This is a genomic window from Klebsiella sp. NPDC088457, assembly GCF_044900465.1.
In the GTDB taxonomy this organism is placed as follows: domain Bacteria; phylum Pseudomonadota; class Gammaproteobacteria; order Enterobacterales; family Enterobacteriaceae; genus Klebsiella.
On the sequence record NZ_JBJDNH010000001.1, the window covers coordinates 78,365 to 104,791 of the forward strand.

The 26,427-nt window shown below is 58.9% G+C and carries 21 protein-coding genes and 1 pseudogene; 11 read left to right on the top strand and 11 right to left on the bottom strand.

Translation table 11 applies throughout. From position 1 onward, the window contains the following. Positions 1–31 precede the first annotated feature (31 nt). The 7 genes and pseudogenes from ACI2JR_RS00350 to ACI2JR_RS00380 all read right to left on the bottom strand — a co-directional run bounded on the left by ACI2JR_RS00350 (position 32) and on the right by ACI2JR_RS00380 (position 7,558). Positions 32–2,332: an FdhF/YdeP family oxidoreductase gene (locus tag ACI2JR_RS00350; protein ID WP_132730940.1), complete on the bottom strand. Its 2,301-nt coding sequence runs from the start codon at positions 2,330–2,332 to the stop codon at positions 32–34. 214 nt (positions 2,333–2,546) lie between these two features. Further along, positions 2,547–3,464: a bestrophin family protein gene (locus tag ACI2JR_RS00355; RefSeq protein WP_132730939.1), complete on the bottom strand. Its 918-nt coding sequence runs from the start codon at positions 3,462–3,464 to the stop codon at positions 2,547–2,549. A 358-nt stretch (positions 3,465–3,822) separates the two neighbouring features. Further along, complete coding sequence (locus tag ACI2JR_RS00360) at positions 3,823–4,779, bottom strand: Dyp-type peroxidase (protein WP_132730938.1); 957 nt, start codon at positions 4,777–4,779, stop codon at positions 3,823–3,825. Positions 4,780–4,991: 212 nt separating this feature from the next. Further along, complete coding sequence (locus ACI2JR_RS00365; protein WP_462477552.1) at positions 4,992–5,861, bottom strand: oxygenase MpaB family protein; 870 nt, start codon at positions 5,859–5,861, stop codon at positions 4,992–4,994. A 127-nt stretch (positions 5,862–5,988) separates the two neighbouring features. Next, entirely contained in the window at positions 5,989–6,420 is a 432-nt protein-coding gene (locus tag ACI2JR_RS00370) for an OsmC family protein (RefSeq protein ID WP_462477553.1), read from the bottom strand. Positions 6,421–6,516: 96 nt separating this feature from the next. Then, positions 6,517–6,627 (bottom strand): annotated as a pseudogene (locus ACI2JR_RS00375) (GNAT family N-acetyltransferase); the annotation flags it as partial. A gap of 46 nt (positions 6,628–6,673) precedes the next feature. Further along, positions 6,674–7,558: a LysR family transcriptional regulator gene (locus tag ACI2JR_RS00380; RefSeq protein ID WP_132730935.1), complete on the bottom strand. Its 885-nt coding sequence runs from the start codon at positions 7,556–7,558 to the stop codon at positions 6,674–6,676. A gap of 113 nt (positions 7,559–7,671) precedes the next feature. Here ACI2JR_RS00380 and ACI2JR_RS00385 point away from each other — a divergent pair, with 113 nt between their 5' ends. Continuing rightward, positions 7,672–8,523, top strand: coding sequence for a Vmh family MBL fold metallo-hydrolase (locus tag ACI2JR_RS00385; RefSeq protein WP_132730934.1), 852 nt, complete (start codon positions 7,672–7,674; stop codon positions 8,521–8,523). A 75-nt stretch (positions 8,524–8,598) separates the two neighbouring features. On the opposite strand, the gene ACI2JR_RS00390 is transcribed toward ACI2JR_RS00385, so the two are convergent. Both ACI2JR_RS00390 and ACI2JR_RS00395 read right to left on the bottom strand, forming a co-directional pair. Then, positions 8,599–9,897, bottom strand: a complete 1,299-nt coding sequence (locus ACI2JR_RS00390) for a glycoside hydrolase family 28 protein (RefSeq protein WP_462477554.1) — start codon at positions 9,895–9,897, stop codon at positions 8,599–8,601. Beyond that, positions 9,894–11,345: an MFS transporter gene (locus ACI2JR_RS00395; RefSeq protein WP_462477555.1), complete on the bottom strand. Its 1,452-nt coding sequence runs from the start codon at positions 11,343–11,345 to the stop codon at positions 9,894–9,896. The genes ACI2JR_RS00390 and ACI2JR_RS00395 overlap by 4 nt, the downstream gene beginning before the upstream one ends. A 463-nt stretch (positions 11,346–11,808) precedes the next feature. Here ACI2JR_RS00395 and sra point away from each other — a divergent pair, with 463 nt between their 5' ends. The 3 genes from sra to ACI2JR_RS00410 all read left to right on the top strand — a co-directional run bounded on the left by sra (position 11,809) and on the right by ACI2JR_RS00410 (position 15,877). After that, on the top strand, positions 11,809–11,949 hold the full coding sequence (gene sra / locus ACI2JR_RS00400) for a stationary-phase-induced ribosome-associated protein (RefSeq protein ID WP_004861775.1): 141 nt from the start codon (positions 11,809–11,811) through the stop codon (positions 11,947–11,949). A 175-nt stretch (positions 11,950–12,124) separates the two neighbouring features. Then, the gene (locus tag ACI2JR_RS00405; RefSeq protein ID WP_462477556.1) at positions 12,125–13,822 is read left to right on the top strand and encodes an NAD-dependent malic enzyme; all 1,698 of its coding nucleotides are present in this window, start codon (positions 12,125–12,127) and stop codon (positions 13,820–13,822) included. Positions 13,823–14,164: 342 nt separating this feature from the next. After that, a complete protein-coding gene (locus ACI2JR_RS00410) occupies positions 14,165–15,877 on the top strand; it encodes an ABC-F family ATP-binding cassette domain-containing protein (protein WP_462477557.1) in 1,713 nt (570 codons plus the stop codon). Between the two features lie 61 nt (positions 15,878–15,938). Here the strand turns inward: ACI2JR_RS00410 and ACI2JR_RS00415 are convergent, their stop codons facing one another. Continuing rightward, positions 15,939–16,901: a bifunctional helix-turn-helix transcriptional regulator/GNAT family N-acetyltransferase gene (locus ACI2JR_RS00415; protein WP_132730929.1), complete on the bottom strand. Its 963-nt coding sequence runs from the start codon at positions 16,899–16,901 to the stop codon at positions 15,939–15,941. Between the two features lie 192 nt (positions 16,902–17,093). Beyond that, entirely contained in the window at positions 17,094–17,693 is a 600-nt protein-coding gene (locus ACI2JR_RS00420; protein WP_462477558.1) for an inorganic diphosphatase, read from the bottom strand. Positions 17,694–17,950: 257 nt separating this feature from the next. Here ACI2JR_RS00420 and adhP point away from each other — a divergent pair, with 257 nt between their 5' ends. From adhP to ACI2JR_RS00455, 7 genes are all read left to right on the top strand, one after another. Continuing rightward, the gene (gene adhP / locus ACI2JR_RS00425; RefSeq protein ID WP_462477559.1) at positions 17,951–18,961 is read left to right on the top strand and encodes an alcohol dehydrogenase AdhP; all 1,011 of its coding nucleotides are present in this window, start codon (positions 17,951–17,953) and stop codon (positions 18,959–18,961) included. 316 nt (positions 18,962–19,277) lie between these two features. Continuing rightward, positions 19,278–20,900, top strand: a complete 1,623-nt coding sequence (locus ACI2JR_RS00430) for a TIGR04028 family ABC transporter substrate-binding protein (RefSeq protein ID WP_132730927.1) — start codon at positions 19,278–19,280, stop codon at positions 20,898–20,900. Positions 20,901–20,910: 10 nt separating this feature from the next. Beyond that, entirely contained in the window at positions 20,911–21,855 is a 945-nt protein-coding gene (locus ACI2JR_RS00435) for an ABC transporter permease (protein WP_132730926.1), read from the top strand. Beyond that, the gene (locus ACI2JR_RS00440) at positions 21,852–22,703 is read left to right on the top strand and encodes an ABC transporter permease (protein WP_132730925.1); all 852 of its coding nucleotides are present in this window, start codon (positions 21,852–21,854) and stop codon (positions 22,701–22,703) included. Before ACI2JR_RS00435 ends, ACI2JR_RS00440 begins: the two co-directional genes overlap by 4 nt. Next, the gene (locus tag ACI2JR_RS00445; RefSeq protein WP_462477560.1) at positions 22,700–24,304 is read left to right on the top strand and encodes a dipeptide ABC transporter ATP-binding protein; all 1,605 of its coding nucleotides are present in this window, start codon (positions 22,700–22,702) and stop codon (positions 24,302–24,304) included. Before ACI2JR_RS00440 ends, ACI2JR_RS00445 begins: the two co-directional genes overlap by 4 nt. Next, positions 24,301–25,290, top strand: coding sequence for a putative FMN-dependent luciferase-like monooxygenase (locus ACI2JR_RS00450; RefSeq protein WP_132730923.1), 990 nt, complete (start codon positions 24,301–24,303; stop codon positions 25,288–25,290). The genes ACI2JR_RS00445 and ACI2JR_RS00450 overlap by 4 nt, the downstream gene beginning before the upstream one ends. 9 nt (positions 25,291–25,299) lie before the next feature. After that, positions 25,300–26,394 carry an alkylhydroperoxidase domain protein gene (locus ACI2JR_RS00455; protein WP_462477561.1) on the top strand — a complete coding sequence of 365 codons (1,095 nt, stop codon included), beginning with the start codon at positions 25,300–25,302 and terminating at the stop codon, positions 26,392–26,394. The last annotated feature ends 33 nt before the right edge of the window (positions 26,395–26,427 follow it).

A 26,427-nucleotide genomic window follows, 5' to 3' on the forward strand; every position in this document is an offset into this window, starting at 1 on the left:
CGGCTTCTGCCGGCAGCAAGTCGCAGACGATTTAGCGCATTCCGGCCACGGGCCCGATCTCTTTCGAGCGCAGGGTCAGCCGTATCGGCACTGATTTGTAGGATGGCGTTCCGCTCTCTTCATCAAGATAATCCAACGGCACCAGCACGTTCGCTTCCGGATAATAGGCCCCGACGGTGCCAGGGGCGATGCTGTAGGCCACCAGCGTAATATCCTCGAGACGCAGGTCGCTATCGGGCAGCGCGGTGGTGATATCCACCCGGTCGCCGTGCTCCAGCCCCTGCTGCGCCATATCCTGTTCATTCATAAACAGCACATCGCGGCGGCCAAAGATACCGCGGTAACGGTCATCCATGGCATAGATCGTGGTGTTGTACTGATCGTGGCTGCGCAACGTGACCAGACACATCACATCATCGCCAGCAACCTGAACGTTTTCATGCACGCCGTGGAATACCGAGAACATCGCCTTGCCGGTTGGCGTCGGCCAGATGCGCTCCGTCGGCGGCAGCGGCATACGGAAGCCCCCCGGGTGACGAATACGCTCATTGTAGTTGTCAAAGCCCGGAATGGTGCGTTCAATCAGCTCGCGGATGCGATCGTAATCCGCCACCAGCGCCTGCCAGTCGATTTTTGTATCGGTCAGCGTCGCTATTGCCATCCCTGCCACGATCGCCGGTTCAGAACGCAGGAACGGCGAGGCCGGTTTCAGTTTGCCCGACGAAGCATGCACCATCGACATCGAATCTTCGACGGTGATCGACTGACGTCCGGTTTCCTGAATATCCAGTTCGGTACGGCCAAGGCATGGCAGAATGAAGGTTTCTTTCGCCACCAGCAGGTGCGAACGGTTCAGCTTGGTACCGATATGTACGCTCAGATCCAGCCCCTGCATCGCCGGGAAGGCCCGTTCGCGATCGGGCATCGCCACCGCAAAGTTACCGCCGAGGCACAGCAGTGCCTTCGATTTCCCTTCGATCATCGCCTGCAGCGCTTTCACCGCATCGTGTCCGTGTCCCTGCGGCGGAACAAAGCCGAATACTTCCTGCAGCTTCGCCAGAAACTCCGCCCCCGGTTTTTCAGTGATGCCGACGGTACGGTTGCCCTGAACGTTGGAATGACCGCGCAGCGGGCAGATCCCGGCCCCCGGCTTGCCGATATTGCCGCGCATCAGCAGCAGGTCGGCAATCAGCCTGACGTTCGAGGTACCCCTGTTGTGCTGGGTAATGCCCATCCCGTAGGTGATGATGGTGGCGTTGGATTTGGCATACGCCTCGGCAACCCGCTCAAGATCGCTGCGCTTCAGGCCCGATTCGCGCTCGATATCCTGCCAGCTGGTCGCCAGAATATCGGCGGAAAATGCCGGGAAATTCAGAGTGTGTTCGGCGATAAAAGCATGATCCAGGACGTTGCCGCGCGTCTCTTCCATCTGCAGCAGCGCCCGGGCAATGCCTTTCAGCGCCGCCGCATCGCCGCCGGCCTTCACCTGAAAGTAGGTCGAGGCGATATTGGTCGAGCTGTAGGTCGCCATCTCAATGACGCTCTGCGGGTCGGCAAAACGTTCCAGCGCCCTCTCTTTCAGCGGGTTGAAGACGATGATCGGCACGCCGCGGCGCGCCAGTTCGTGCAGGGTCCCCATCATGCGCGGGTGGTTTGTTCCCGGATTATGGCCGATGGAGATAACCAGTTCGGTGTTGTCAAAATCATCCAGCGATACCGTCCCTTTGCCGATGCCGATCGACTGCGGCAGCCCGACGCTGGTCGCCTCATGGCACATATTGGAGCAATCCGGGAAGTTGTTGGTCCCCAGTTCACGGGCAAACAGCTGGAACAGCCAGGCCGCTTCATTCGAGGCGCGGCCGGAGGTATAGAACTCGACTTCATCCGGCTGCATCCCGCGGATTATCTCGCCAATACGGCTAAAGGCGCTTTCCCAGGAGACCGGGCGCAGCGTATCGCTGGCGCGATCGTAGGCCAGCGGGCGGGTCAGACGCCCGTAGCCTTCCAGTTCAAAATCGCTTTTGGTCAACAGCGAGCTGACCGTATTCGCCGCCAGGAACTCCGGCGTCACGCGTTTGCTGGTCGCTTCCCAGGTCACCGCTTTGGCGCCGTTTTCACAAAACTGGAAAGTGGATTTATGTTCTTTGTCCGGCCACGCGCAGCCGGGGCAGTCAAAACCGTCAGGCTGGTTGGTCCGTAACAGCGTAACCGGAGCATCAAGGGCATCCATTTGGGTACGGACGGCGATGGCCGTGGCTTTGAGTGCGCCCCAGCCGCCGGCGGGACCATCGTAAGGATGGACGCCAGGTACTGAGCGTCTTTTCTGGGTCATATCTACTCCTGAATGCGCCTTCGATAAGCAGGTGATACGTGCGTTAAATCGTCTTATCCGGGCGATCCGCATCGTGATAACGTTCCGCTCACCGCGCTGGACGGCAGCGGAGTTTTTGTTAACGAAAGCATAACAATCAGGATCGTAACTGTATAATCAATGTTATCTATCACACGTTAGATTTAACTTATTTAACAGTTACCACGGGGGACGGTCAGGTCAGGTTGTAGTACCGATCGGGCTGGATGATTTCCGGTAGCGGATGCTGCCCGGTCATATCCATCAGGTTGCGCTCGATGGTATTGCACATGGCGTTAAGCGGCAGATCGTTCGCCGCCGTGCCAAACGGATCTTCCAGCTCTTCCGCCAAAGAATCCCACGAGAGAAAGGTGTACGAGATAAAGACCGAGACAAAGGGCGTCATGTAGTGCAAATCGCCGACCAGCGCGAACGGCAGCAAAGCGCAGAACAGGTAGACGGTACGCTGCAGAATCAGGGTGTAGGCGAAGGGCACCGGCGTGCTGGCCAGACGCTCGCAGCCCCCCAGCACGTGGGCCAGCTCATCGAGTTTATTGTCCATCAGACCATAGGTGATATCGCTCACCTTCCCCGCGGCACGCAGTTGACCCAGCTCATGACCCACCAGCAATAAGATCCGGTTAGTCGGCATCGAACTGGCGAGGATTTCCGTCACGTTAGCGCGGGGCAGCAGGCGGAGAAGATCGTCTGTAGGGTCGGTTTTACGTAACTGGTGTTTCAGACTCCAGCTGAAAGCGATCAGGTAGCCGGCAATTTTTTTATGCGTCGCACTCTCTGCCGGCAGAATATTTTTTAGCTGGCGCGTCAGGGTGCGTTCGGCAATTAAGACCGTGCCCCACAGGTTTCTCGCTTCCACAAAGCGGTTGTAGCTGGCGCTGTTGCGGAACCCGAGAAAAATGGCGATGGCAATCCCCAGCAGGCTAAAGGGCGCCACGGTGAGGTGGATCCCCAACTGCTCATACCACTGATAGCTGATGATGGCGACAATCGACATCAGGACATTAAGCAGCAGGCGAAAGACGATTTTTGACAGCACGGAGCCGTGCCAGTCAAACAGACGAAGGAACCAGTGTTGTTCTGGCCGGATGATCATGGTATTACTTCCTGAACGCCCATTCTGGTTATATACCCGTCATATTTCAAGCTGCCTATGCGGCGGCTGTATTCGCTCCCCGGTCACTTACTTGAGTCAGCTCCTGGGGATTCTTTTACTTGCCGCCGTCCTGCAACTCGCACTATTTAGGATATAGATAATATCTATTAACCGAGTGGATTATTTTATTGGACATACACGCGATAATGCGGTTGCTATTGACCATTAATTAGCGATGAAAATAATGGCCGTGGAATTATGTTCCCTTTTTATTTATCAGGCAATATGCCAGCCGGGCGTGGCGATGAAATAAAGTGCGGGGAAATTGCTTTCCCCGAATTTCCACAGGGGTATTCTGTTACTGCCGTGACTGATTGCCGCTGCGGGAGGATAACGACGCCATCAGCGTGGCCGACGGCACAAAAAACAGGCTACCGGTCACCGGGCGGCTGTAGTCAAGCAGGCGGTCGTAATTGCCTGCCGGGCGGCCGACAAACATGTTTTCCAGCATCTGTTCCATCGGCGCCGGCGAACGGGCATAGCCGATAAAATAGGTACCAAACTCCCCCATCCCGGGCTTACCGAACGGCATGTTGTCACGCAGGATTTTCACCTCCTCGCCGTTCTCCTCAAGCGTGGTTAACGAGCTGTGCGAACAGGAGGGTTTAACGTCGGCGTCCAGTTCAATGTTGCTCATTTTTTTGCGTCCGATAATGCGCTCCTGCTGCTCGACGGTGAGGGCGTTCCAGCCAGCCATATCATGCAAATACTTCTGAACAATCACATAGCTGCCGCCAGAAAAATCGGCATCTTCATCGCCGATGAGGGTGAAATCCGCCGCCGCCCGCCCCTGCGGGTTCTCGCTGCCGTCGACGAAGCCAATCATCGCGCGTCGATCGAAATAGCGAAAGCCGTGGACTTCATCCACCACCGTCACCGCGCTGCCCAGTTTTTCCATCAGCTGCGCGGCCAGCTCGAAGCTTAGCCCCATATCATCTGAACGGATGTGCAGTAGCAGATCGCCCGGCGTTGAGACGGCCACGCGTTCGCCGCTACCGACGCTGCGAAACGGATGCAGCTGCTTCGGCATCGGCTGGCCAAACAGCTGAGGCCAGATGTCGGCGCCAAAACCGCAGATGCAGGACAACCCGGCCTGAGGCATGCGGGTACCGACTGAGCGCACCACGGCGGCAAAATCATCGCACCAGTCGCGAACCCGCGCGAGACTTTCCGCCGAGCGCGCAACCGTGGCGACGATAAAAATGGCCGTGCGCGGCAGCGGTAAGGTTATGGCCTGAGGTTCATTAATCTGCATGGAGTCCCACCCTATTTGCGAAAATGAAAAGCGCGCGGCGGATTTAACGCTGCGCCGTTGCTGCATATAACCTATAAATAACGAGGGAATGTCAAGGAATAGAAAAAAATTAATCCATACGGCGTCGCTAAGCAGGCTGGAAATATAAGTGGCGTGGGTATTTTTCGCGCTGAATAATGGCCGGGGCGGTTTCCGGCCAGCGTCGCCGTGGGTTAATTGACCGCCATGCGCCGCATCGCGCAATGATAGGCGCCGTTGCGCACCGAAGCGCGCAGCACTCTCGCCACGCCGTGGACCGCCAGACGGGCGGTATGCCGTTGCAGAGGACTCAGCGGCAGAGACAGCATCGCCTGCGCCCACGGCGGCAGTAGATCGATTCCGGCGCGCATCAGCAGATGCCCGACGGGCCGGCTCAACCGACCCGGTAAACGGGTAGTCAGCAGCACCTTCGCCACCTCCCGCGTGCGTTCATCGCAGCGCAGACGCGGGCGCATATCGTGTAAATACTCCGTAACCTGCTGCGGGGTGACGGGGATATCCCGCGCCCCCAGACGACGGGCGATCTCGCCCGCCTCGTGGAAATATTGTTCCTGGCGGGCCTGACTCACTACCGTGCGCTTATAGCGCAGATGTGAAGCCATAAAGCTGCTGCATTCGGCCACATGAACCCAGGTGAGCAGCTCCGGATCGCTGGCGGCATAAGGCGTGCCGTCCTTGTCCTGCCCGCTGACCCGTAAGTGAATACCCTGCACTTTGGCAATCAGGCGCTCGGCGTCGACGGTGGTGCCAAAGGTCGTGGCGGAAATAAACTGGCTGGTGCGCCGCAGGCGGCCAAAGATATCTTCCCGGAAGTTGGAGTGGTCCCAGACGCCAGCCAGCGCCAGCGGATGCAGCATCTGCAAGAGCAGCGCGCTCACGCCGCCGCAGAGCATCGAGGTGAAATCGCCATGCACCTGCCAGATGGCTGACTGCGGGCCAAACAGTCCCGGCTCCCCTTTCGGATGCTCAAAGTCGATCTCTTTCAGCGCCATGCCGGTTAAGCCCAGTACCTGAGCTTCTATCATTCCACGTATGCGGGTCATTGCTGTGCCTGATTCTGTCCGTGACAGCAAAACATACCATTATTCGGCGTCGGACTCATGTGCCAGAGGTGACTTTATCGGTATAAACCGCGGAAGGGAGTGCCCGTCGTTAACGGGCACCGGACGATCAAGGATTAAGCTGATAATCGAGGCTAATATCGGCTTTTAACACCTGCGAAACCGGGCAACCGGCTTTGGCTTTCTGAATGATGCCGTCAAAGACATCGGCATCGATGCCCGGAAGCACAATCTGACTCTGCAACGCCACTTTAGTGATCGCAAACCCGCCGGCGGATTTGTCCAGGGTGACAACGGCCACCGTATCAATCGACGTTGCCGTGTAGCCCTCTTCGCTGAGCATCAGCGACAGCGCCATGGAAAAGCAGGCGGCATGGGCCGCGCCGATCAGCTCTTCCGGGTTGGTGCCCTTCACCCCTTCAAAACGGGTATTGAAACCGTAGGGCTGCTGGCTCAGCGCCCCGCTCTCCGTCGAAACCGTCCCCTTACCGCTTTTGAGATCGCCTTCCCAGTGCGCCTGACCTTTCTTATGAATTGCCATGAATTCACTCCTTATTTGCCGTGAAAGGACTAAGTATAGGCCCGGATGCGGTATTCGACATGCTATTGATGAAGAATGCCTCAATCGTCACCGGCGCTATTGCTCGTCAATATTCTGACTCATACTGACACCGGTGACCCGCAAGCCGCTGACCTCATACACATGGCGGGCGCGTGAATTATCCCCGGCCACCCGCAGTTTTATCTGTGCAAACGCTCTTTAAGCAGGCCCTCGCAGGCGTTATCCGTTCTGCTTAGCTGAGTTGCGCCAGCTGCTGCTGGACCTCGTCAAGAAACAGCGGCAGCGCGCTGGGCTGATAGTCACGTGAGAGATAGATTCCATACACGCTAAGCGCTTTCGGCGTCCAGTCCGGGAGCACCGGCTTTAGCGCACCGCTGTTCAGGGCGCGCTGCGCCTCCAGCTCCGGCAGCATCGCAATGCCGCAGCCGGCCACCGCGGCTTCCAGCAGCAATGAGGAGATCCCGGCGCTCAGGTTGCCGGAGACCGCCACGGAGACGGTTTCGCCCTGCGGATCGCTGAACTGCCAGGTTGGCGTGGCGAAATGGCTGTAGTGCAGGCAGTTATGCCGGGTCAGATCCGCCAGCGTCTGCGGCTGTCCGTGCAGCTGCAGCCAGCGCGGTGACGCGCACAGCACCGAACGGCAGACGCCGAGCCGGCGGGCAATGGCCCCCGGCTCCGGGTTGTCGGTAATCCGAATCGCGACGTCTATCCGCTCGCCGATCAGACTCACCGGATGGTTATTGATATCCAGCTCCAGACGCAGCTGTGGATAGCGGGCGAGGAAATCCGGCAGCAGCGGCGAAATCAGCTGCATGGCCGTAAAGTGGGCGCAGGCGACGCGCAGCGTCCCGCTGGGCACCGCGCGCTCGGTCTGCCCGGCAATTTCGTCAGACAGCTGCGTCAGACTGCGTGTTTTTTGCAGCACCTTTTCCCCGGCGGCTGTTAAGGTAAGCTTGCGGGTCGAGCGGTGTATCAGCCGGGTTCCGGCCCAATGCTCCATCTGTTCCAGATAGCGGCTGACCATCGGCCGCGACATCCCCAGCGCGCGGGCTGCCGCGCTCAGGCTCCCCAGTTCGCAAATCCGCATGTAGACCTGCGCGGCGATGATTCTGTCCATTCCTTTTTTCCATCTGCACGTTTTATGAAACTCAGCATCTCTTTTTTCAGGAATTTTCGCAAATCAGGAAGTACGTACAATAGCGCTATTCATCTGACATTGAGAAAAACACCATGAAATTATCCGCCCTTGCCATCGCCGCCGCGCTGTTCAGCAGCGCCGCTTTTGCCGCCCCTTTAACACTGCAGACCTATAACCCGCAGGATAAAGGCATTTTCGCCGTCAACTCGACGCTGGCCTCCGGCCCGCATGAGGCGGTGCTGTTTGACGCGCAGTTCAGCGTTAAAGACGGCGAGAAGCTGGTGGAGATGATCCGTAAAAGCGGCAAAAAGCTGACCCGCATCGTCATCACCTCCGGCGACCCGGACTTTTACTTCGGCCTTGAGCCGCTGGTGAAGGCCTTCCCGCAGGCAAAAATCGTGGCGACCTCCGAGGTGGTTAAGCACATTGAGGCGACCAAATCGGCAAAATTGGCCTTCTGGGGCCCGCAGATGAAAGACGGCGCGCCGAAGCAGCTTTATACGCCGCAGGTCATCGAAGCTAACGCCTTTACCATCGACGGTGAGAAAGTCCAGATCCTCCAGCCGCAGCGCTATGCGGCCTTCGTCTGGATCCCGGCTAATAAAGCGATCCTCGGCGGCACCGGCGTGGCCTGGGGCATGCACGTCTGGACCGCCGACACCCAGAGCGCGGAAAGTCGTCAGCAGTGGCGCACCACGCTCGACGACATGGCCGCCCTGCACCCGCAGCAGGTGATTCCGGGCCACTATCTCGGGACGCCGCCGGCCGGCGATCGCGCGATTGTTTTCACCCGCGACTATCTGCAGCAGTTTGAGCAGGCGCTGAAAGCCCATCAAGATTCCGCCGGAGTGATTGCCGAAATGAAGCAGCGCTGGCCAAACCTGGCGGAAGAGAGTTCTCTCGAGCTCAGCGCGAAAGTGAATACCGGCGAGATGAAGTGGTAACAAGCGTCGCCTGCAACTGACCCGGGGCCTGACAACGTTCAGGCCCCGGGTTGAGGCGCCGCCTGCCGCGCTGGGTTACTGAATTTTCACGTTTCGGGCGTTAATCACCTTAATACCGCGATCGTCGTCGTGAAAATGCCCTTCCGTGGGCTCCGTATTCCAGGTCTCCAGCAGCCGTTCTTCAGGCGCCAGCGTGTAGCTAAAGTTTCTGATGCGTACATTGTCGATCGGCGCTTCCGGTAGCCCGACAATAAACGCGGCGCTGGAGAGCACGTTGGTCGCCAGCACATTCTCAATCTGGATATCGCGGATGTGTGGTGTCATTGCGCTCAGCGGCTGCGGCCGTTCGGAAAGCGTTACCTCGCGTTCATGCGCCAGCACGCCAGGGGCAAAATATTGACCGATCACAATCGGACACCAGCAGCCATCCATCGTCAAATCGCGCAACGTGATGTTTTTAATCGTACCGCCTCGTCCACGCCGCGATTTCAGGCGAATCGCCCGCTGGGTACCTTCGAAAACGCAATCGCTCACCGACACATTTTCAATCCCCCCCGCCGTTTCCGAACCAATGGCGATGCCGCCATGGCTGGCGAGGATACGACAGCGGCGCGCCGTGACGTTGCGGGTGGGTCTATTGATGCGCAGGCCGTCCGCCCCCGAGCCGGATTTTAAGGTAATCGCATCGTCACCCACATCAAACAGACAATCCTCGATCGTAATATTCTCGGAAGAATCCAGATCGATGGCATCGGTATTGATGGCATCGGCCGGATTGAGGATTTTCACTCCGCTGATGACGATGTCACGGGAATAGACGGTATGCAGGGTCCAGAACGGGGAGTTCTGCAAGGTGATCCCCTGCAGGCGAATCGCCGAGCATTTCCAGAACTGAACCAGCGGCGGGCGCAGGAACTGGGTCTGAGGACGCCCGCCGCCGCCGGGGCGAGAACGGTAATCCGGATTCAGCGCCGCCAGCTGCAGCTCCCAGCTTTCCCGTGGCGCCTGGCGGTCCTCCTCTTCAATCTGACGGAACGTATCCCACCACCACTGGCCTGCCCCCTCAATCACCCCCGCCCCGCGAAGGGTAATGTTGCAGGCATCCGCGGCGTACAGAAGCGGATGCAGCGCATAGCATTCGATCCCCTCCCAGCGCGTCCAGACCGGCGGGTAGAGCTGCGGGTCGGCAATAAAGCGGATCGTTGCCCCAGCCTCCAGGGTGAGGGTCATATGGCTGTGCAGGGTCAACGGCCCCGTCAGCCAGGTCCCCGGAGGAAAGAGAATCTCTGCGCGCTGCTCCTCGCTGGCCGTCCGGGCGGCCTCGTCAATCAGGGTCTGCAGGTCGGTATTGTCGCTGGCAATATAGGTGGTCATTTTTTTACATCCCAAATTTCATCATAAGCGTAGCCGGTGAGATCCTCGACGATGGCCCGGGTTCTCGGGTCTACGTCCTCTTTGGCGCCCCCCTGCTGCAGACGGTCCATCTCGGCCTTAACGACCTTGTGGGTTTGCGGATTCAGATTGAAGGTGCGAATCAGATACAGGGAGTAAATCAGGCAAATGAGCGGAATAAAAATAAATGCGGTCATGATAGCCATTTGTGCCGCGGGCGTTTGCACCGCCAGCGATTTATCAAATCCGCCAAATGCGAGGATCCAGCCAATAATCGCCGAGCCGATCGCGCCGGTTAATTTACGGGTAAAGGTCTGGCAGGCGGCAAAGGTTCCTGCCCGCAGCTTGGTGGAAACCAGAGTATCAACATCCGGCACCAGCGGAATCACGTTCCACACCGTATATTCCATCGTCTGGCGGCCAATCTGGAATAAGGCTGACAATATCAGAATGGTCACAAAGGCCGCGCCATCGGAGAGCTGAATATGAAAGACATATAGCCCCAGATAATAAATGAGGACGGCGATCATCAGCGAAAATGCCATTGACCACAGCCATTTCGGCCCGAATTTAAACATAAAAAAGGTGGCGATCGGCACCACGATCAATCCAATAATAGAGAGCGACGAAGCGGTCTGCGCCATCCCCTGCGACAGACCCAGGATAAATACGACGTAGAAGAAAAAGGCGGTATTGAAACAGTCCTTCGCGAAGTAGGAGACAAAATAGATAACACAGGTTCGGCGGCAGGCTTTGGTTCTCATCACATGAAGATATTCATTGATAGAGTAAATAATATTTTTCGACCGCTGCTCTTTAGCGCTGTTCTCGAACGCTGCAACATATCCTGGGGAAAACTCCCAGGTTGTCAGCCAGGTAATGACGGTTCCGGCAAACAGAACAATGCCAAACACAATCCCGGAAATGGTGTAGGCCTGGGCGCTATCGCTGCCCAGCATCGCCAGCAGCACCGCCGGCAAACCGGTGACGGCGAAGGTGCCAAAGGCGGAGACAAACATCCGCACGGAGCTCAGCTTCACCCGCTCGTGCGCTTTATCGGTCATTTCCGTAGCGAGCGTTTCATAGGCAATATTATTAAACGATTGGGCGGTATCAAGCAGGAACAGCACCACGAAATACCACAGATAAGAGCCGACATGGACCGTAAACAGCAGCGGAAAAAAGATTAAGGTGAGCGTCGCGCCGATCAAAAATAAAATATGCCGGCGCCCCAGTCTACGCCCGATTGCCGTGCGGAAGAGCTGATCGGAAACGCCGCCAATCACGCCACAGACGATCATATCCAGTATTTTCAGCGCGAATAACATGGTGCCCACCACCCCGGCATTTAACCCCGCCCAGGTGCTGAGGAATATCATCAGGTAAGAGCCGACCAACGTTCCCCATGCCGACCCGTTGAGATCGTTCATGGCATAACCTAAGGAGCGCAGCAGCGTAATCGGTCTTTTTCTATATACGCGCAACTCCTCATAATTAATCTTTTTCAATTTATTGTCCTTTTTATTATATTCCCCATTAATAACGCCCGGCGAGGGCGCTCGGTACAGCACTCATCAAGGTAATGTTTATGCCTATTATCACAATTACGTAATTTCACTAACTGGTTGTGAAAATTAATAATTGTGCGGGAGATAACAAAAAGCCGGCGCGGGGAATGGTGATAAATTTCGCCGGGTTAAGGGCCGCTTCGGGCGTTATTTGCCGCTCAATAATCACGGTCCCGGCATAACATTTGCCCGCACAAGGTTGCCATGGGCGGAAAAATAGACCACCATACATAGCGCGGTACCGATAACGTATCGTTCTTAGGGTTACATTTCGTCCGGCAACGCCGGGCTTGTCCTTGAAACAGAACTGGATTAAGGAGTAAGAATGAAATCGAACCATCAGGCACGTCATCTTCTCGGTCTGAACTATAAGCTTTCCCAGCAGAAAAAAGTGGTGCTGGACGGCGATGTGGAAACGACGATTAACCACGCCCATGCCACCGGCCGCAAGCGCCGCGCTGGCTAATATTTCAGCTGAGTGATGATAAAAACACCGTCCTTGTATCAGGATGGTGTTTTTTTAAGACAATCTCCCCCTCTTTGATAACAACTGCTCTATACTCTGCCCCGCTGCATTCCCTGCCAGCCCGCACGCCTATCGCCGCGCTCGGGTCTGAAGTGAACATCAAGGAGTTAGTGCGATGCAATTCACCCATAAGAAAAACCGTTCTCTGTATATCCCCTACGCTGGTCCCGTTCTGCTCGAATTTCCCCTTCTCAACAAAGGTAGCGCCTTCAGCATGGAAGAGCGCAGCAGCTTTAACCTGCTCGGCCTGCTGCCAGAAGTTGTTGAAACAATAGAAGAACAAGCTGAACGCGCATGGATCCAGTATCAGGGGTTTAAAACTGAGATCGACAAGCATATTTACCTGCGCAACATCCAGGACACCAACGAAACCTTGTTTTATCGACTGATTGGCAACCATCTCGATGAGATGATGCCGGTCATTTATACCCCGACGGTCGGCGCCGCCTGCGAACGCTTCTCTGAGATTTACCGCCGCTCCCGTGGCGTGTTTATCTCCTATCAGAACCGGCACAACCTCGACGATATCCTGCAAAACGTGCCGAACCACAACGTGAAAGTCATCGTGGTCACCGACGGAGAACGTATTCTCGGTCTGGGCGACCAGGGTATCGGCGGGATGGGGATCCCGATCGGTAAGCTTTCGCTGTACACCACCTGCGGCGGTATCAGCCCGGCCTACACCCTGCCGATCGTGCTGGACGTGGGGACCAACAACCAACAGCTGCTCGACGATCCGCTGTATATGGGCTGGCGTCATCCGCGCGTGACCGACGACGAGTATTACACGTTCGTCGATGATGTTATCCAGGCGATTAAGCACCGCTGGCCGGATGTTCTACTGCAGTTCGAAGACTTCGCGCAGAAGAACGCGATGCCGCTGCTCAACCGCTACCGCAATGAAATCTGCTCGTTTAATGATGATATCCAGGGCACCGCGTCGGTGACCGTGGGTACGCTGATTGCCGCCAGTCGCGGCGCGGGCGGGCAGCTGAGTGAGCAGAAAATCGTCTTCCTCGGCGCCGGTTCCGCCGGCTGCGGTATTGCCGAGCAGATCATCGCCCAGATCCAGCGCGAGGGGTTAAGCGAAGAAGAAGCCCGTCAGCGCGTGTTTATGGTCGATCGTTTCGGTCTGCTAACCGATGGGATGCCGAACCTGCTGCCGTTCCAGAGCAAACTGGTCCAGAAGCGGGAAAATCTGCAGCAGTGGGACACCACTAACGAGGTCCTTTCCCTGCTGGATGTCGTGCGCAACGTCAAACCGAATATTCTGATCGGCGTTTCAGGTCAGCCGGGGCTGTTCACGGAAGAGATTATTCGCGAGATGCATAAGCACTGCCCGCGGCCGATCGTGATGCCGCTGTCGAACCCGACCTCCCGCGTGGAGGCCACGCCGCAGAATATTCTTAGCTGGACCGACGGTGAAGCGCTGGTTGCCACCGGCAGCCCGTTTGCGCCGGTTACGCTGAAAGATAAGCAGTACGTCATTGCCCAGTGCAACAACTCCTATATTTTCCCCGGCATCGGCCTCGGCGTTATCGCCTCCGGCGCGTCACGGGTCACTGACGACATGCTGATGGCCGCCAGTGAAACGCTGGCGAAACACTCCCCGCTGGTGAACAACGGCGAAGGCCCGGTGCTACCGGAACTGAAAGACATTCAAACCGTATCGCGGGCTATCGCCTTTGCGGTCGGCAAGGTCGCGCAGGAGCAAGGCGTGGCGGTGAAAACCTCGGCAGAAGCGCTGTTACAGGCGATTAACGATAACTTCTGGTTACCGGAGTATCGCAACTACCGCCGGACATCGATCTGATTGATCTCCAGCGCTAACGGGCCTGACAGCAGGCCCGTTTTACTTTCCGCGGCGCCCACTATCTTTAGCGGCTAGCCAGACCCCCGTTCTGCTTCTACACTGCCTGCACCTGACCACTTGCTGAATAAAAAAGGAGGACCCCAATGCCGTTACGTGAAATATCTATTTTTTCACTGACATTTGGTCATCGTACCCGCTCAAGCGTTATCGGTATCGTGCTGCGATAACTTCAGCTTGAGCGAAGACCAACGACCTTAATTCCCTTCCCTCGGGCTTACCGGGTTATCGTCAGCGATGTTTGACGAGGCATTTTCATGCCTGTAACTCTTGAGTAAGTTCACTATGAGCACATTATTAACCGCGCAATCTCTGCATGTTGAAACGGCATTCGGTCCGCTGTTCACCGACCTCTCCCTGACCCTAAAACAAGGCGACCGTATTGGCCTGATCGGCTACAACGGTTGTGGCAAAAGCACCCTGCTGCAGGTGCTGGACGGTACGCTGACGCCAAACGCCGGGAGCATTGCGCTGGCGCACCATTGCCTGCTGGCGCGGGTTGAGCAACATTTACCCGACGCGCTACGGCAGCAATCGCTGGTTCAGGGGGTTCTGGCGCGCCTTCCCGCCGCCGGACGGGAGCATCAGCGCTGGCAGGCGGAACGTCTGCTGGCGGAAATGGGGTTTAGCCCCGCGGAATTCACCCGGAAGGCCGCGACCCTGAGCGGCGGGCAGCATACCCGGCTGCTGCTCGCCAGGGCGTTAATTCAGCAGCCCGACCTGCTGCTGCTGGATGAACCCGGTAATCATCTCGATCTCCCGACCCTGTTGTGGCTGGAAAGCTTCCTGCAAACCTGGCAGGGGAGCTTCGTTCTGGTGGCGCATGATAATCTCTTACTGGATGCTGTAACTAATAGCAGTTGGATCCTGCGCGACAACACCCTGCACGCCTTCTCTCTTCCCTGCAGCGCCGCCCGTCAGGCGCTGCAGGAGCAGGATGCAAGCGATGCCCTGCGGTACAAGGCTGAGCAAAAAGAGATCGACCGCGTTACCGCCAGCGCCCGACGGCTAGCGACCTGGGGACAGGTTTATGACAACGAAGATCTCGCGCGCAAAGCTAAACAGATGGAAAAACAGGTCACGCGCCTGAAGGAGAGTAAAACCGAGCTGAGCGCCGGAACGCCGTGGCGGCTGGCGTTGCACGGTGACGCCCTGCGCGCCGATCGTCTGCTGGAGATGGAACAGCTGCCGGTCCCTCCGGCGCCGGGGCTGCCGGCTCTGTTCACCGCTGAGCTGGCGCGCCTGCGCAGCGGCGATCGGGTGGCGATTATGGGCCGTAACGGCGGGGGGAAATCATCGCTACTGCGCCTGCTCTGGCGGCAGATACAGCAACCGGTCGCCGACGAGGGGCTACGTCTGCATCCGCGTTTAAACGCCGGATACTATGACCAGTCGCTGCATCAGTTGAAAGACAGCGCAACCCTGCTCGAGGCGCTGGAAGCCTTCGCCGCCGCCCCGGAAGTGCGCAAGCGGGCGCTGATTTCCGCCGGTTTCGCCTGGAGCCGGCACGGCCAGCGGGTCAGTACCCTCAGCGGGGGCGAACGCTCCCGGCTGCTGTTTGTCGGCCTGTCGCTGGCGCGCTATAGCCTGCTACTGCTGGATGAACCTACCAACCACCTGGATATGGAGGGCAAAGAGGCGCTGGCCGCCTCACTGCGGGACTACCCGGGCGGCCTGCTGCTGGTCAGCCACGATCGCCAGCTGATCGGTCAGAGCTGTAACCGCTTCTGGCTGATTGATGATGCCGGGCTGAGCGAATGGCCCAGCGCCGACGACGTCTATGCCCGTCTGCGTAGCGCCGCTCGCCGGAGCGGAGCGCCAGCGCCGATAGCGACGTTCGTGGCGCAGGCCGAGGATAACGATGCGCTTCTGGAACGGTTAATCGCCCTGGAACAGCGGCTGGCAGACGATATCATGCGTAAGCCGAAGCACCAGAAGCCCCAGCTACAGGCGCAATGGCGCGAGGAGATCGCGGCAATTCACGCCCGTCTGAGTTAAGCCCCACCGCCGGCTAAGGGTTGTACCTTAGCCGGATTGGTTTCCCGGGCGCGGCTGCGGGTCAGGCGCCGGGTGTCGCCGGTCCCCGTCGGCTAAATTGCTGCTCGGTCATCATCATTCCCCATTGCTCGCCCTGCCACTCTTTATGCAGCGTAAAGCCGAAAGATTCATAGAGCCTGCGGGCAGCGTTCAGGCCGCTGAAGGTCCAAAGCTGAACGGCGGAAAACTCAGCGCGATCGCAAAAAGCCATCGCCTCTCTCAGCAAACGTCTGCCGACCCCGTTTCCCCGACAGCTGTCATCAAGAATAAACCAGCGCAGATGGGCCTCATTGTTGCCCAAATCCTCGCCATCAATAGCCACCGAGCCGACGATTTCCCCGCCCTGTATAGCCAGCCAGATTTGATTACGCTCGCCCGCCAGTCGGGCAGCGAACTCCGCCAGCCCGCTAGCCACCTTGCCTTCAAAAAAATGGCCAAACCCATGGTGCCGCGCATAATACTCGCCGTGCATCTGCGCGATGCGGCCAATCATGCCAGGGCGATAGCCGGTGACGATCTCAATGCTTTTTCCCTCAGCGGAAAGCGGCTCACCGCGACACTTCTCCAGCGCCTGCGCGTAGGTCGTCAGCCCTTGCGCCACGCCGTTCTGCTGCGCGGGGTCAAGATGCGCAAGGGCAGTCGCCACCCGCATCGCCGCGTAGTCGTTAATCCGGCTCACGGTCCGCCGCCCTTTCTCCGTCAGCTCAAGCTGTTTCAGGCGCCCGTCATTAACGACCGGCTTTTCCTGCAGCTCTCCCGCGGCGAGCAGCCGGGAGAGCATGCGACTGACGCTCGATTTCTCCAGGCCAAGGAGCTGAACCAGCTGGGCGGCGGTCATCGCGCCGCGAACCGATATCTCCAGCAGCGTGTGTACCGCGGAAGGCGAATAATCGGTTGCCGCCAGCGTCGTATGCATAAATCCGAGTTCACGGACCATCAGGCGTGAAGCGCGGCGTATTTCGTTAATCAGTGCGGTATGAGTCATAGGATTGGGGACAGAATAATTTATAGTTGTATAATACAACCATCATCCCTGGCGTGCTGTCAACCCGGGGCGCCGGCCGCCCCGCTGGCGTTTTACACCGGTAACGACGGCTTTAATGAGGATGAAAATTGGCAAGATGGGCTGGAGGCAGAAATAAAAAATAACAGGCGCCCGGTGACGCCCGTTTTTATTTTATTGCGGATTTTTCTCTTTCCAGGCATCCCACGCCTGTTTGATCTCCTGCTTCGCCGTTTCGGCATCGTTAAAGCCGTTCAGCTCCACTTTTTTCCGGCCGTCCGGTAATTGCTTGTAAACGCGGAAAAAGGCCTGCAGCCGCTCCTGCTCCATTTTCGGCAGATCGCTGAAACTTTTGATGTCATCGTAGGTTGGGTCGATTTTGCTGGTCGGTACGGCGATGATCTTATCGTCTTTCTCTCCACCATCGATCATCTTCAGCACCCCGATCGCCCGCAGCTTAATCAGCGTGCCTGGCGCCATCGGCGCGCGCGTATAAAACACCACGTCCAGCGGATCGCCATCCCCGGCCAGCGATTGAGTCAACGAACCGTAGTTTGCCGGATAGGCGACCGGCATAGACTGGAAGCGGTCGGCAATAATAAACCCGGTTTTGGCGTCGGTTTCATACTTGATGATACCGCCCGCCGGGATTTCGGTAACCGCATAGAACTCTTCCGGGTTGTTATCCGGCTGCGGAAAATCCAGCACGTTATGGGCCTCGGCGGCGGCGGAGAGAAAAAGCATAGCGGCGAGCGCTGTTTTTACCAGATGCATTGGATTATCACTCTGTTGTTATAAGAAATTTGCCAGCTACAGCCTGCCATTAAGTCATGAAAGGAATATGACCACCACATTTCATCAATATTAACAGCCACAACATTGAATAATGTTCGAGTTTTGCACTATTCGTGCTGAATAACACCACATATACAACTACTAAACTTGCGTTATCCATCATAATGACCAACTCTTAATGAGTATTATTAACAAATAAGCACCACCACTTTTTCCTCAAATTTCAAGGAGTAGATATGAAGGCTGCCGTTGTCACCCACGATCGCCAGGTCAATGTGACGGAAAAAACGCTGCGTCCGCTGCAACATGGAGAGGCGCTGCTGAAAATGGAATGCTGTGGCGTGTGCCACACCGACCTGCACGTGAAAAACGGTGATTTTGGCGATAAAACCGGGGTCATCCTCGGTCATGAAGGGGTCGGTATCGTTCAGCAGGTGGGGCCGGGCGTCACCTCTCTGAAGCCTGGTGACCGCGCCAGCGTGGCGTGGTTCTTTGAGGGCTGTGGGCACTGCGATTACTGTAACAGCGGCAACGAAACGCTGTGTCGCTCGGTAAAAAATGCCGGCTATAGCGTTGACGGCGGTATGGCCGAAGAGTGCATCGTCACCGCCAACTACGCGGTAAAAGTGCCTGATGGGCTCGACTCCGCGGCGGCCAGCAGCATTACCTGCGCCGGCGTCACCACCTATAAAGCGGTGAAGGTCTCGCATATCAAACCGGGACAATGGATTGCCATTTACGGTCTTGGCGGTCTCGGTAACCTGGCGCTGCAATATGCTAAAAACGTCTTTAATGCCAAAGCGATCGCCATTGACGTTAACGATGCGCAGCTGCAGCTGGCCGCTGAAATGGGTGCCGATCTCACCATTAACTCCCGCAGCGAAGATGCCGCGAAGCTTATTCAGGAAAAAACCGGTGGGGCGCACGCCGCGGTGGTCACCGCCGTCGCGAAAGCGGCGTTCAACTCCGCCGTTGATGCCGTACGCGCCGGTGGACGCGTTGTCGCCGTCGGCCTGCCGCCGGAAGCGATGAGCCTCGATATTCCTCGTCTGGTGCTGGATGGCATCGAAGTGGTGGGTTCGCTGGTCGGCACCCGTCAGGATCTGACCGAAGCTTTCCAGTTTGCCGCCGAAGGGAAAGTGGTGCCGAAAGTCACGCTCCGCCCGCTGGGCGATATCAACGCCATCTTTAAAGAGATGGAGCTGGGGCAGATTCGCGGCCGTATGGTTATCGATTTCCGCCGCTGATCGTCGCGGTCTCTCCGGCTACCGGGAGGCCGTTTTCATCATCTTAAACGCACCGACTAACCGCACAATGATGAAATGGCTGGTTTCCGTTGATAGCGCCATACTTCGCGTGGCAGGCAGCAGGTGAGCGAATCCCGATGAGCTGACTCCGGTAAGCATTTCGGGTGAACGAATGTCGTCAACCAACCGCAACCCGAGGTATGGCGGATACAGGCGGCAAATGCCTTTTCCGCAAATGCTTAGCGCAATTCCTTGGTTCCTTTGTCAATATCCGCGCCCGATGATGGCAAGACAATAGATAACAAAGGAATTCACCATGCAAAGCCGTTTTCGCCTGCCCGCGCTGGCAGCCCTTTTTTTGTCAGGCGCTTTTTCCGTCTGGGCCGCCGACACGCCGGTCAAGGGCGGAACATTAATCTACCTGGAGCAACAGCCGCATACCAACCTCTACCCGCCGGCCGGAGGCTTTTACCCCAACGGCGGCGTGCTGAATCAGATAACCGATAAGCTGACCTGGCAGAACCCGAAAACGCTGCAGGTCGAGCCGTGGATCGCTGAAAGCTGGACCACCAACGCCGATAAAACCGAATACACCTTCACCCTGCGCCCCGGGGTGACCTTCTCCGACGGCACCCCGCTGGACGCCAACGCGGTGGCCAAAAACTTTGATACCTATGGGCTGGGGAATAAAGCCCACCGTCTGCCGGTGTCCGAAGTCATCAACAACTACGACCATAGTGAAGTCATCGATCCGTTAACGGTGAAATTCTACTTCAAAAAACCCTCCCCCGGCTTCCTGCAGGGCACGGCCACCATCGGTTCCGGGCTGGTTTCCCTCAGTACGCTGGCGCGTAATTTTGAAGAGCTCGGCGACGCGCGCAATATCATCGGCTCCGGCCCATTTACGGTAAAAGAGGAAAAACCCGGGCGCGAGCTGACGCTGGTCGCGCGTAAGGATTACCAGTGGGGGCCGAAAAACCTGGCACAACAGGGCCCCGCCAATCTCGACGGGATTACCTTTATCGTCACGCCGGAAGATAGCGTGCGTATCGGCGCTTTACTGGCCGGCCAGGCCGACTTCATCCGCCAGGTGCAGGCCTACGATGAGAAACAGGCCACCGACCAGGGCTTCACGATTTACGCCGCGCCAACCCGCGGGGTGAATGACAGCCTCAGCTTCCGCCCGGATAACCCGCTGGTTTCCGACCTGCGCGTGCGCCAGGCGCTGCTGCACGCCACCAACGCCAGACAGGTGGTCGATACGCTATTCTCCGCCAACTATCCGCAGGCGACTTCCGCCATCGCCAGTAGCGCGGCGGGATACGTCAACCTCAGCGACAAGCTGACCTTCGATCAGGCGAAATCCAGACGACTGCTCGACGAGGCCGGCTGGAAACCGGCGGCCGACGGCATCCGGGTCAAAGATGGCCAGCGCCTGGCGCTGACGGTCTATGAATCTCTGCCGCAGCCGCAAAACAAAGAGGTGCTGCAGCTGATTGCCCAGCAGTGGCGCCAGGTCGGCGCGGCATTGAGCGTGAAGGCGGGCGACGCCGGCAGCCGCACCCTCGATAGCCTTGACCCGCTGAAAACCCCGCTGACCGTTTCCGAGGTCGGCCGCGCCGACCCGGACGTGGTGAAGAGCATGTTCTTCCCCGACAACCGCGACGCCCTGCTGCAAAAAGGCGGCTCCAGCGACAAAGTCCACACCTTCCGCGACGATAAGCTTAACGATCTGCTGAGCGCCATTTCCGCCGAGGTCGACCCGCAAAAACGGCTGCAGTTAACCGGCGACGCCCAGCGCTATCTGCTGGATAACGCCTACGTGATCCCGGTCTTTGAGGAGCCGCAGGTCTTCGCCGGCGCGCCGTGGGTGAAGGGCGTCAATTTTGAAGCGGTCGGCCGACCATCGTTCTACGGCGCCTGGCTGGAAAAGCATTAAGGGGGATGCGATGAGCCACTATCTTCTGCAACGGCTGGGCCAGAGTCTCCTGGTACTGTGGGCGGCCTTTACCCTCTCCTTCGTGTTGCTGCAGGTGCTGCCGGGGGATGCGGTATTGATCAAGTTCCAGAACCCGGATCTGGGCCTCAGTCCGGCGCAAATTGCCGAGATGCGTCTCGCCTACGGCGCCGATAGTCCGCTGTGGAAGCAGTATGCCCACACCTTAACGGCGATGTTGCAAGGGGATTTTGGCTACTCGCTGCAGGCGGGGATCGCGGTCAGCACGCTGCTCGCCAGCAATTTACCGGAAACGCTCAGCCTGGCGCTCCCGGCATTCGCGCTGGCGGTCGTACTGGCGTTTATTCTCGCTTTTGCCTCACGTCTGCCGGGCCTACGTGGGTTAAGCAATGCCCTGCAGTCCCTGCCGGTGCTCTTTATCTCCCTGCCCACCTTCTGGTTGGGTATCGCCCTGATACAGCTTTTTTCCTTCCAGCTGCGCTGGATCCCGGTGATCAACCCCGGCCCGTTACAAGGCCTGATTCTGCCGGTCATCGCCGTGGCGGTCCCCATTTCCGCGCCGCTGGCGCAGATCCTGATGCGCAGTATCGATCGGGTTGCGGCGCAGCCGTTTGTTGCCGTCGCCCGCGCCAAGGGGATGAGCGAAACCGGCGTCCTGTGGCGCCATATCATCGGCAATGCCCTGCTTCCGGCGCTGAATATCGCCGGTCTGCTGCTCGGCGAGCTGATTGCCGGCGCCTTAATTACCGAAACCGTCTTTGGCCGCGGCGGCCTGGGACAACTGACCCAGCAGGCGGTCAATAATCAGGATATTGCCGTACTCCAGGCGGTGGTGATGATTTCCGCCCTCGGCTTCGTGGTGATTAATCTGCTGGTGGATCTGCTGATGCCGCTGTTCGATCCGCGCCTGAAAGCGCTGGCCGGAGGTGCAGCATGAGTCTGGTCGATTACGCGAGCGCCGCCCGTCGCCGGGTGCCGACCTGGCGCGGCCTGCGCATTCAGCCCGGCCTGTGGCTGGCCTGGGCGGTGGCGATCGTCGCGCTGCTGATGGCCGCTGCGCCGCAGCTCTTCAGCGCTTACAACCCGCTGGAAGGCATTCCCGGCGCCCAGCGTCTGGCGCCGCAGGCCGGACACTGGCTGGGGACCGATCAGCTTGGGCGGGATCTGTGGACCCGCATCGTTTATGGCGCGGTGCATTCCCTTTCCGCCGCGCTGGCGGCGGTCGCTATCGGGCTGATTATCGGTACCGCGCTCGGCACGCTGGCCGGCGCCGTCGGCGGGCGCGTCGAATCGCTGGCGATGCGGCTGGTGGATGTCCTGCTGGCGATCCCCTCGCTGTTGCTGTCATTAACGGTGATCATTTTACTCGGCTTCGGCACCGTTAATGCCGCGGTCGCGGTTGGCGTCGCCGCGATTGCCAGTTTTGCCCGCCTGGCGCGCGCAGAAGTGGTTCGCGTGCGCCACAGCGACTACGTCGAAGCGGCCTTTGGCAGCGGCGGAACATTCTTCGCCGTCTTCTGGCGACATATTTTGCCCAATTCGCTGACCGCCGTGCTGGCCTTTGCCACCTTGCAGTTCGGCCAGGCGATCCTCGCCCTCTCCACCCTGAGCTTCCTCGGCTACGGCACCCCGCCGCCGGTGCCGGAATGGGGTCTGCTGATTGCCGAGGGGCGAAACTATCTCTCTACCGCCTGGTGGCTGACCACCTTTCCCGGCCTGGCGGCGATCGCCGTGGTGCTGGCGGCCAACCGCATCAGTCGTCAATTTAGCGGAGACCGCTCATGAACGTATTAAGCGTTGAAAACCTGCGTATCAGCTACCGCTCGCGGCAGCAGTGGCGCGAAGTGGTGCACAACGTCAGCTTCAGCGTCAAACGCGGTGAAATGCTGGCGTTTGTTGGCGAGTCCGGTTCCGGGAAAACGACCACCGCCCAGGCGATTATCGGTCTGCTGGCGGACAACGCCCGCCGCGACGGCGGGCGGATTCTGATTAACGGCGAAGATATCAGCAGCTGGACGGGGAAACGCCTGGATAGCCTGCGTGGGACCCGCATCAGCCTGGTGCCGCAGGATCCGGGCAACTCGCTGAACCCGGTACAAACTATCGGCGCGCAGGTGGCGGAGATCCTGCGCCTGCACCAGAAAAGCAGCGCTGCGGAACGTAAGCAGCAGGTGCTGGCCCTGTTGAGCAAAGTCGGTCTGAGCCACCCGGAGCAGCGTTTTTACCAGTATCCGCACCAGCTTTCCGGCGGGATGAAACAGCGGGTGTTAATCGCCATCGCTATCGCTCTGAAGCCGGATCTGATCATTGCCGATGAGCCCACCAGCGCCCTTGACGTCACCGTACAAAAGCGCATTCTTGACCTGCTCGATACGTTGCGTCGCGAATCCGGCACCGCGGTGCTGTTTGTCACCCATGACCTGGCGCTGGCCGCGCAGCGCGCCGATCGGTTGCTGGTGTTTCGTCACGGCGAAATTCAGGAGCACGGCGCGACCGCCGATGTCGTACGCACGCCGCAGCACGCCTACACCCGCCAGCTGTTGAGCGACCTGCAGGGGCCCCCTCCCACGCCGGACGCGCCGCGTATCCAGCATCTGGCAACCCCGGCGATCCGCATCACAGAGATCGGTAAACGCTTTGCTTTAGGCGATTCGCAACTGCAGGCGCTGGATAGCGTGAGCTTTGAGGTCAAACGCGGCAGCACCCACGCCCTGGTGGGCGAGTCGGGCTCCGGTAAAACGACCCTGGCGCGGATCCTGCTGGGTTTTGAACAGGCGGATAGCGGCCAGGTCGCTATTGACGGTATCGACGCCGGTCATTTAAGCCGCGAGGCGCGCCGCCAGCTGCGACGCAAAATTCAGTTCGTCTATCAAAACCCGTTCGCCTCACTCGACCCGCGGCAGACGCTGTTTGAGATCATCGAAGAGCCGCTAAAAAACTTCGACCCCTTAAGCCCGACACAGCGGCGCGCCCGTGTTGAGGCGGTCGCCGCCCGGGTCGCGCTGGCGGCGGAACTGCTGATGCGCACCGCCCGCGAGCTCTCCGGCGGCCAGCGTCAGCGGGTGGCCATTGCGCGCGCGCTGGTGCTGGACCCAACCATCCTGGTATTGGACGAAGCCACCTCCGCACTGGATGTCACCGTCCAGGCGCAAATTCTCGCCCTGCTGCAGCAGTTGCAGCAGCAGCTGGGGCTGACCTATCTGTTTATCACCCACGACCTCGCCACGGTACGCCGTATCGCCCATAGCGTAACGGTGTTGCGCGCCGGTCGGGTGGTTGAACATGGCGAGGTCAGCCGCCTGTTCGCCCGACCGCAGCATGACTATACCCGCGAGCTCATCGCCGCGATTCCTCACGTTTTGACACCGAGCAAGGAGAGCGCATGACGCGTAAACGCCTGGGCTTTTTCACCCGCCTGCTGGACCATGCCGCCCCGCAAGAGCGCTACCGGCTAGCAACCGAACAGATTCGCCACGCCGAACGTCTCGGCTTCGACAGCGCATGGATCGCCCAGCACCACTTCCACGAGCACGAGGGCGGCCTGCCGTCGCCGCTGGTCTTTCTCGCCCACGTGGCGGCGCATACCGAACATATCCGCCTCGGGACCGCTATTATTACCCTGCCGATGGAGAACGCGCTGCGGGTTGCCGAAGATGCGGCGGTGCTGGATCTACTCGCCGATGGACGTCTGGAGGTGGGCTTCGGCTCCGGCGGCACGCCGACCTCGTTTCTGCCGTTTGGCTTAACCAGCGAGCAGCGGGCAACGGCCTTCGCCGATCATCTGCATGTGATCCACAGCGCCTGGCGCGGCGATTCGCTGGGCCATCCCGATAACCATCTCTACCCGCCGGCGCCGCAGTTAGCCGAACGCATCTGGATTGCCACTTTCTCCATCGAAGGAGCGGTACGCGCCGGCCAGGCCGGACACGGATTAATGCTCTCCCGCACGCAGCCGCGCCCTGCCGGGCAGCCTGAACTGGCGCTGGACGCGATCCAGAATCCGCTTATCGATGCCTATCTCGACGCTTTACCGGCAGACGTTGCCCCGCGGATCCTTGCCTCGCGAACCGCCTTTATCGCCGACAGTCAGGCCTATGCTCTCCAGGTGGCCGAACCGGGTTTACGCCGGCAGGCGGCCGCCCATCGCGCCGCCGGGCAGCAGATAATGGGTGACAGTGTCACTGATTACCTCTCCCAGCTCGACGCCCACGTTGGCGATGCCGACCATGTGAAGGCCTCTCTGGCCCGGGACAGCGTGCTCTCCCGGGTGACCGATATTTCGTTTCAGGTGCACTCCGTTGAGCCCTCGCACCGTGACACGCTGCGTTCCATTGAGCTGATCGCTCAGCATATTGCCCCGCAACTAAGGTAAGGAGTCACCATGACACTGAGTCAGGATATTTTGGCAGAGCTGGCAGAAATTTCCCCGGGTTCCGCATTAGCCGAAGCCCGGGCCGTAAGGGAAGCGGCAACCCGGCATGCCCAGGGCAGCTATGAAGCGCTGTTCAGCCAGCAGGATGAGGACTTTCCCCTGGATGAGCGTTTTGCCGTGGCGGCTAAAGTGGCGAAGCTGCATCAGGCGGATGCGCTCGCCGCCCACTACGCCGGTTTTGGCCTCGGCGATCCGACGTCGGCGCGGCTCCCCCCCGCGCTGGCGTTTGCCCGCCTGTTAACCTTCACCCCGGTGGAAGCCACGCCCTCGGCGCTGCAGACGCTCACCCGCGCCGGATGGACGCTGCGCGGCGTGGTTACCCTCGCCCAGCTGATCGCCTTCGTCAGCTTTCAGAGTCGGCTGATCAACGGATTACGCCTGTTGAATGGTAAACCCCATGCCAGCGCCGACACGCCGGTGGCGGCAGGCTTCTGGCATACCACTCCGCACACGGTCAGCGGAAAACCGGCGCCGGTGCGATTCACCCGCGATGAGCTGAACTGGGAACCGTGGATCGCCGCGAAACCGCTGGAAGAATTCAGCGCTGACGAACAGGCGATCCTCGCGAAATATGGCCATACGGATTCGCCCTATTTTCGCCTGCTGGCGCGCAATCAGCCGGTGCTGGAACAACGTACGCTGACCGACAAAGGGATTTTCTATACGCCAGGCGGCCTGCCGCGCGCCGAACGGGAGCTGGCCGCCACGGTAGCCAGCAAGATTAACGGCTGCATTTACTGTGCGTCGGTACATGCGCGCAAGGCGGCGCAGCTGGCGAAAGATGAGACCGCGGTGGAAACGCTGCTGGCCGTGACGCCGGGAGAAAACCTCAGCGACGGCCAGGCGCCGCGCTGGCAGGCGGAAATAGACTTTGCCGCCGCCCTCTCGGTCACGCCCCCCGCGCTGCACGCAGGCCATCTGCATGCTCTTGGACAGCAGGGCCTGGATACGCTTGCGCAGCTCGATTTGCTGCAATCGGCGGCGTTTTTTGCCTGGGCTAACCGTCTGATGCTGACCCTCGGCGAGCCGTGGCAAGCGCCTTAACCCGATACGCCCGCCGCTATGCGGAACGACGCA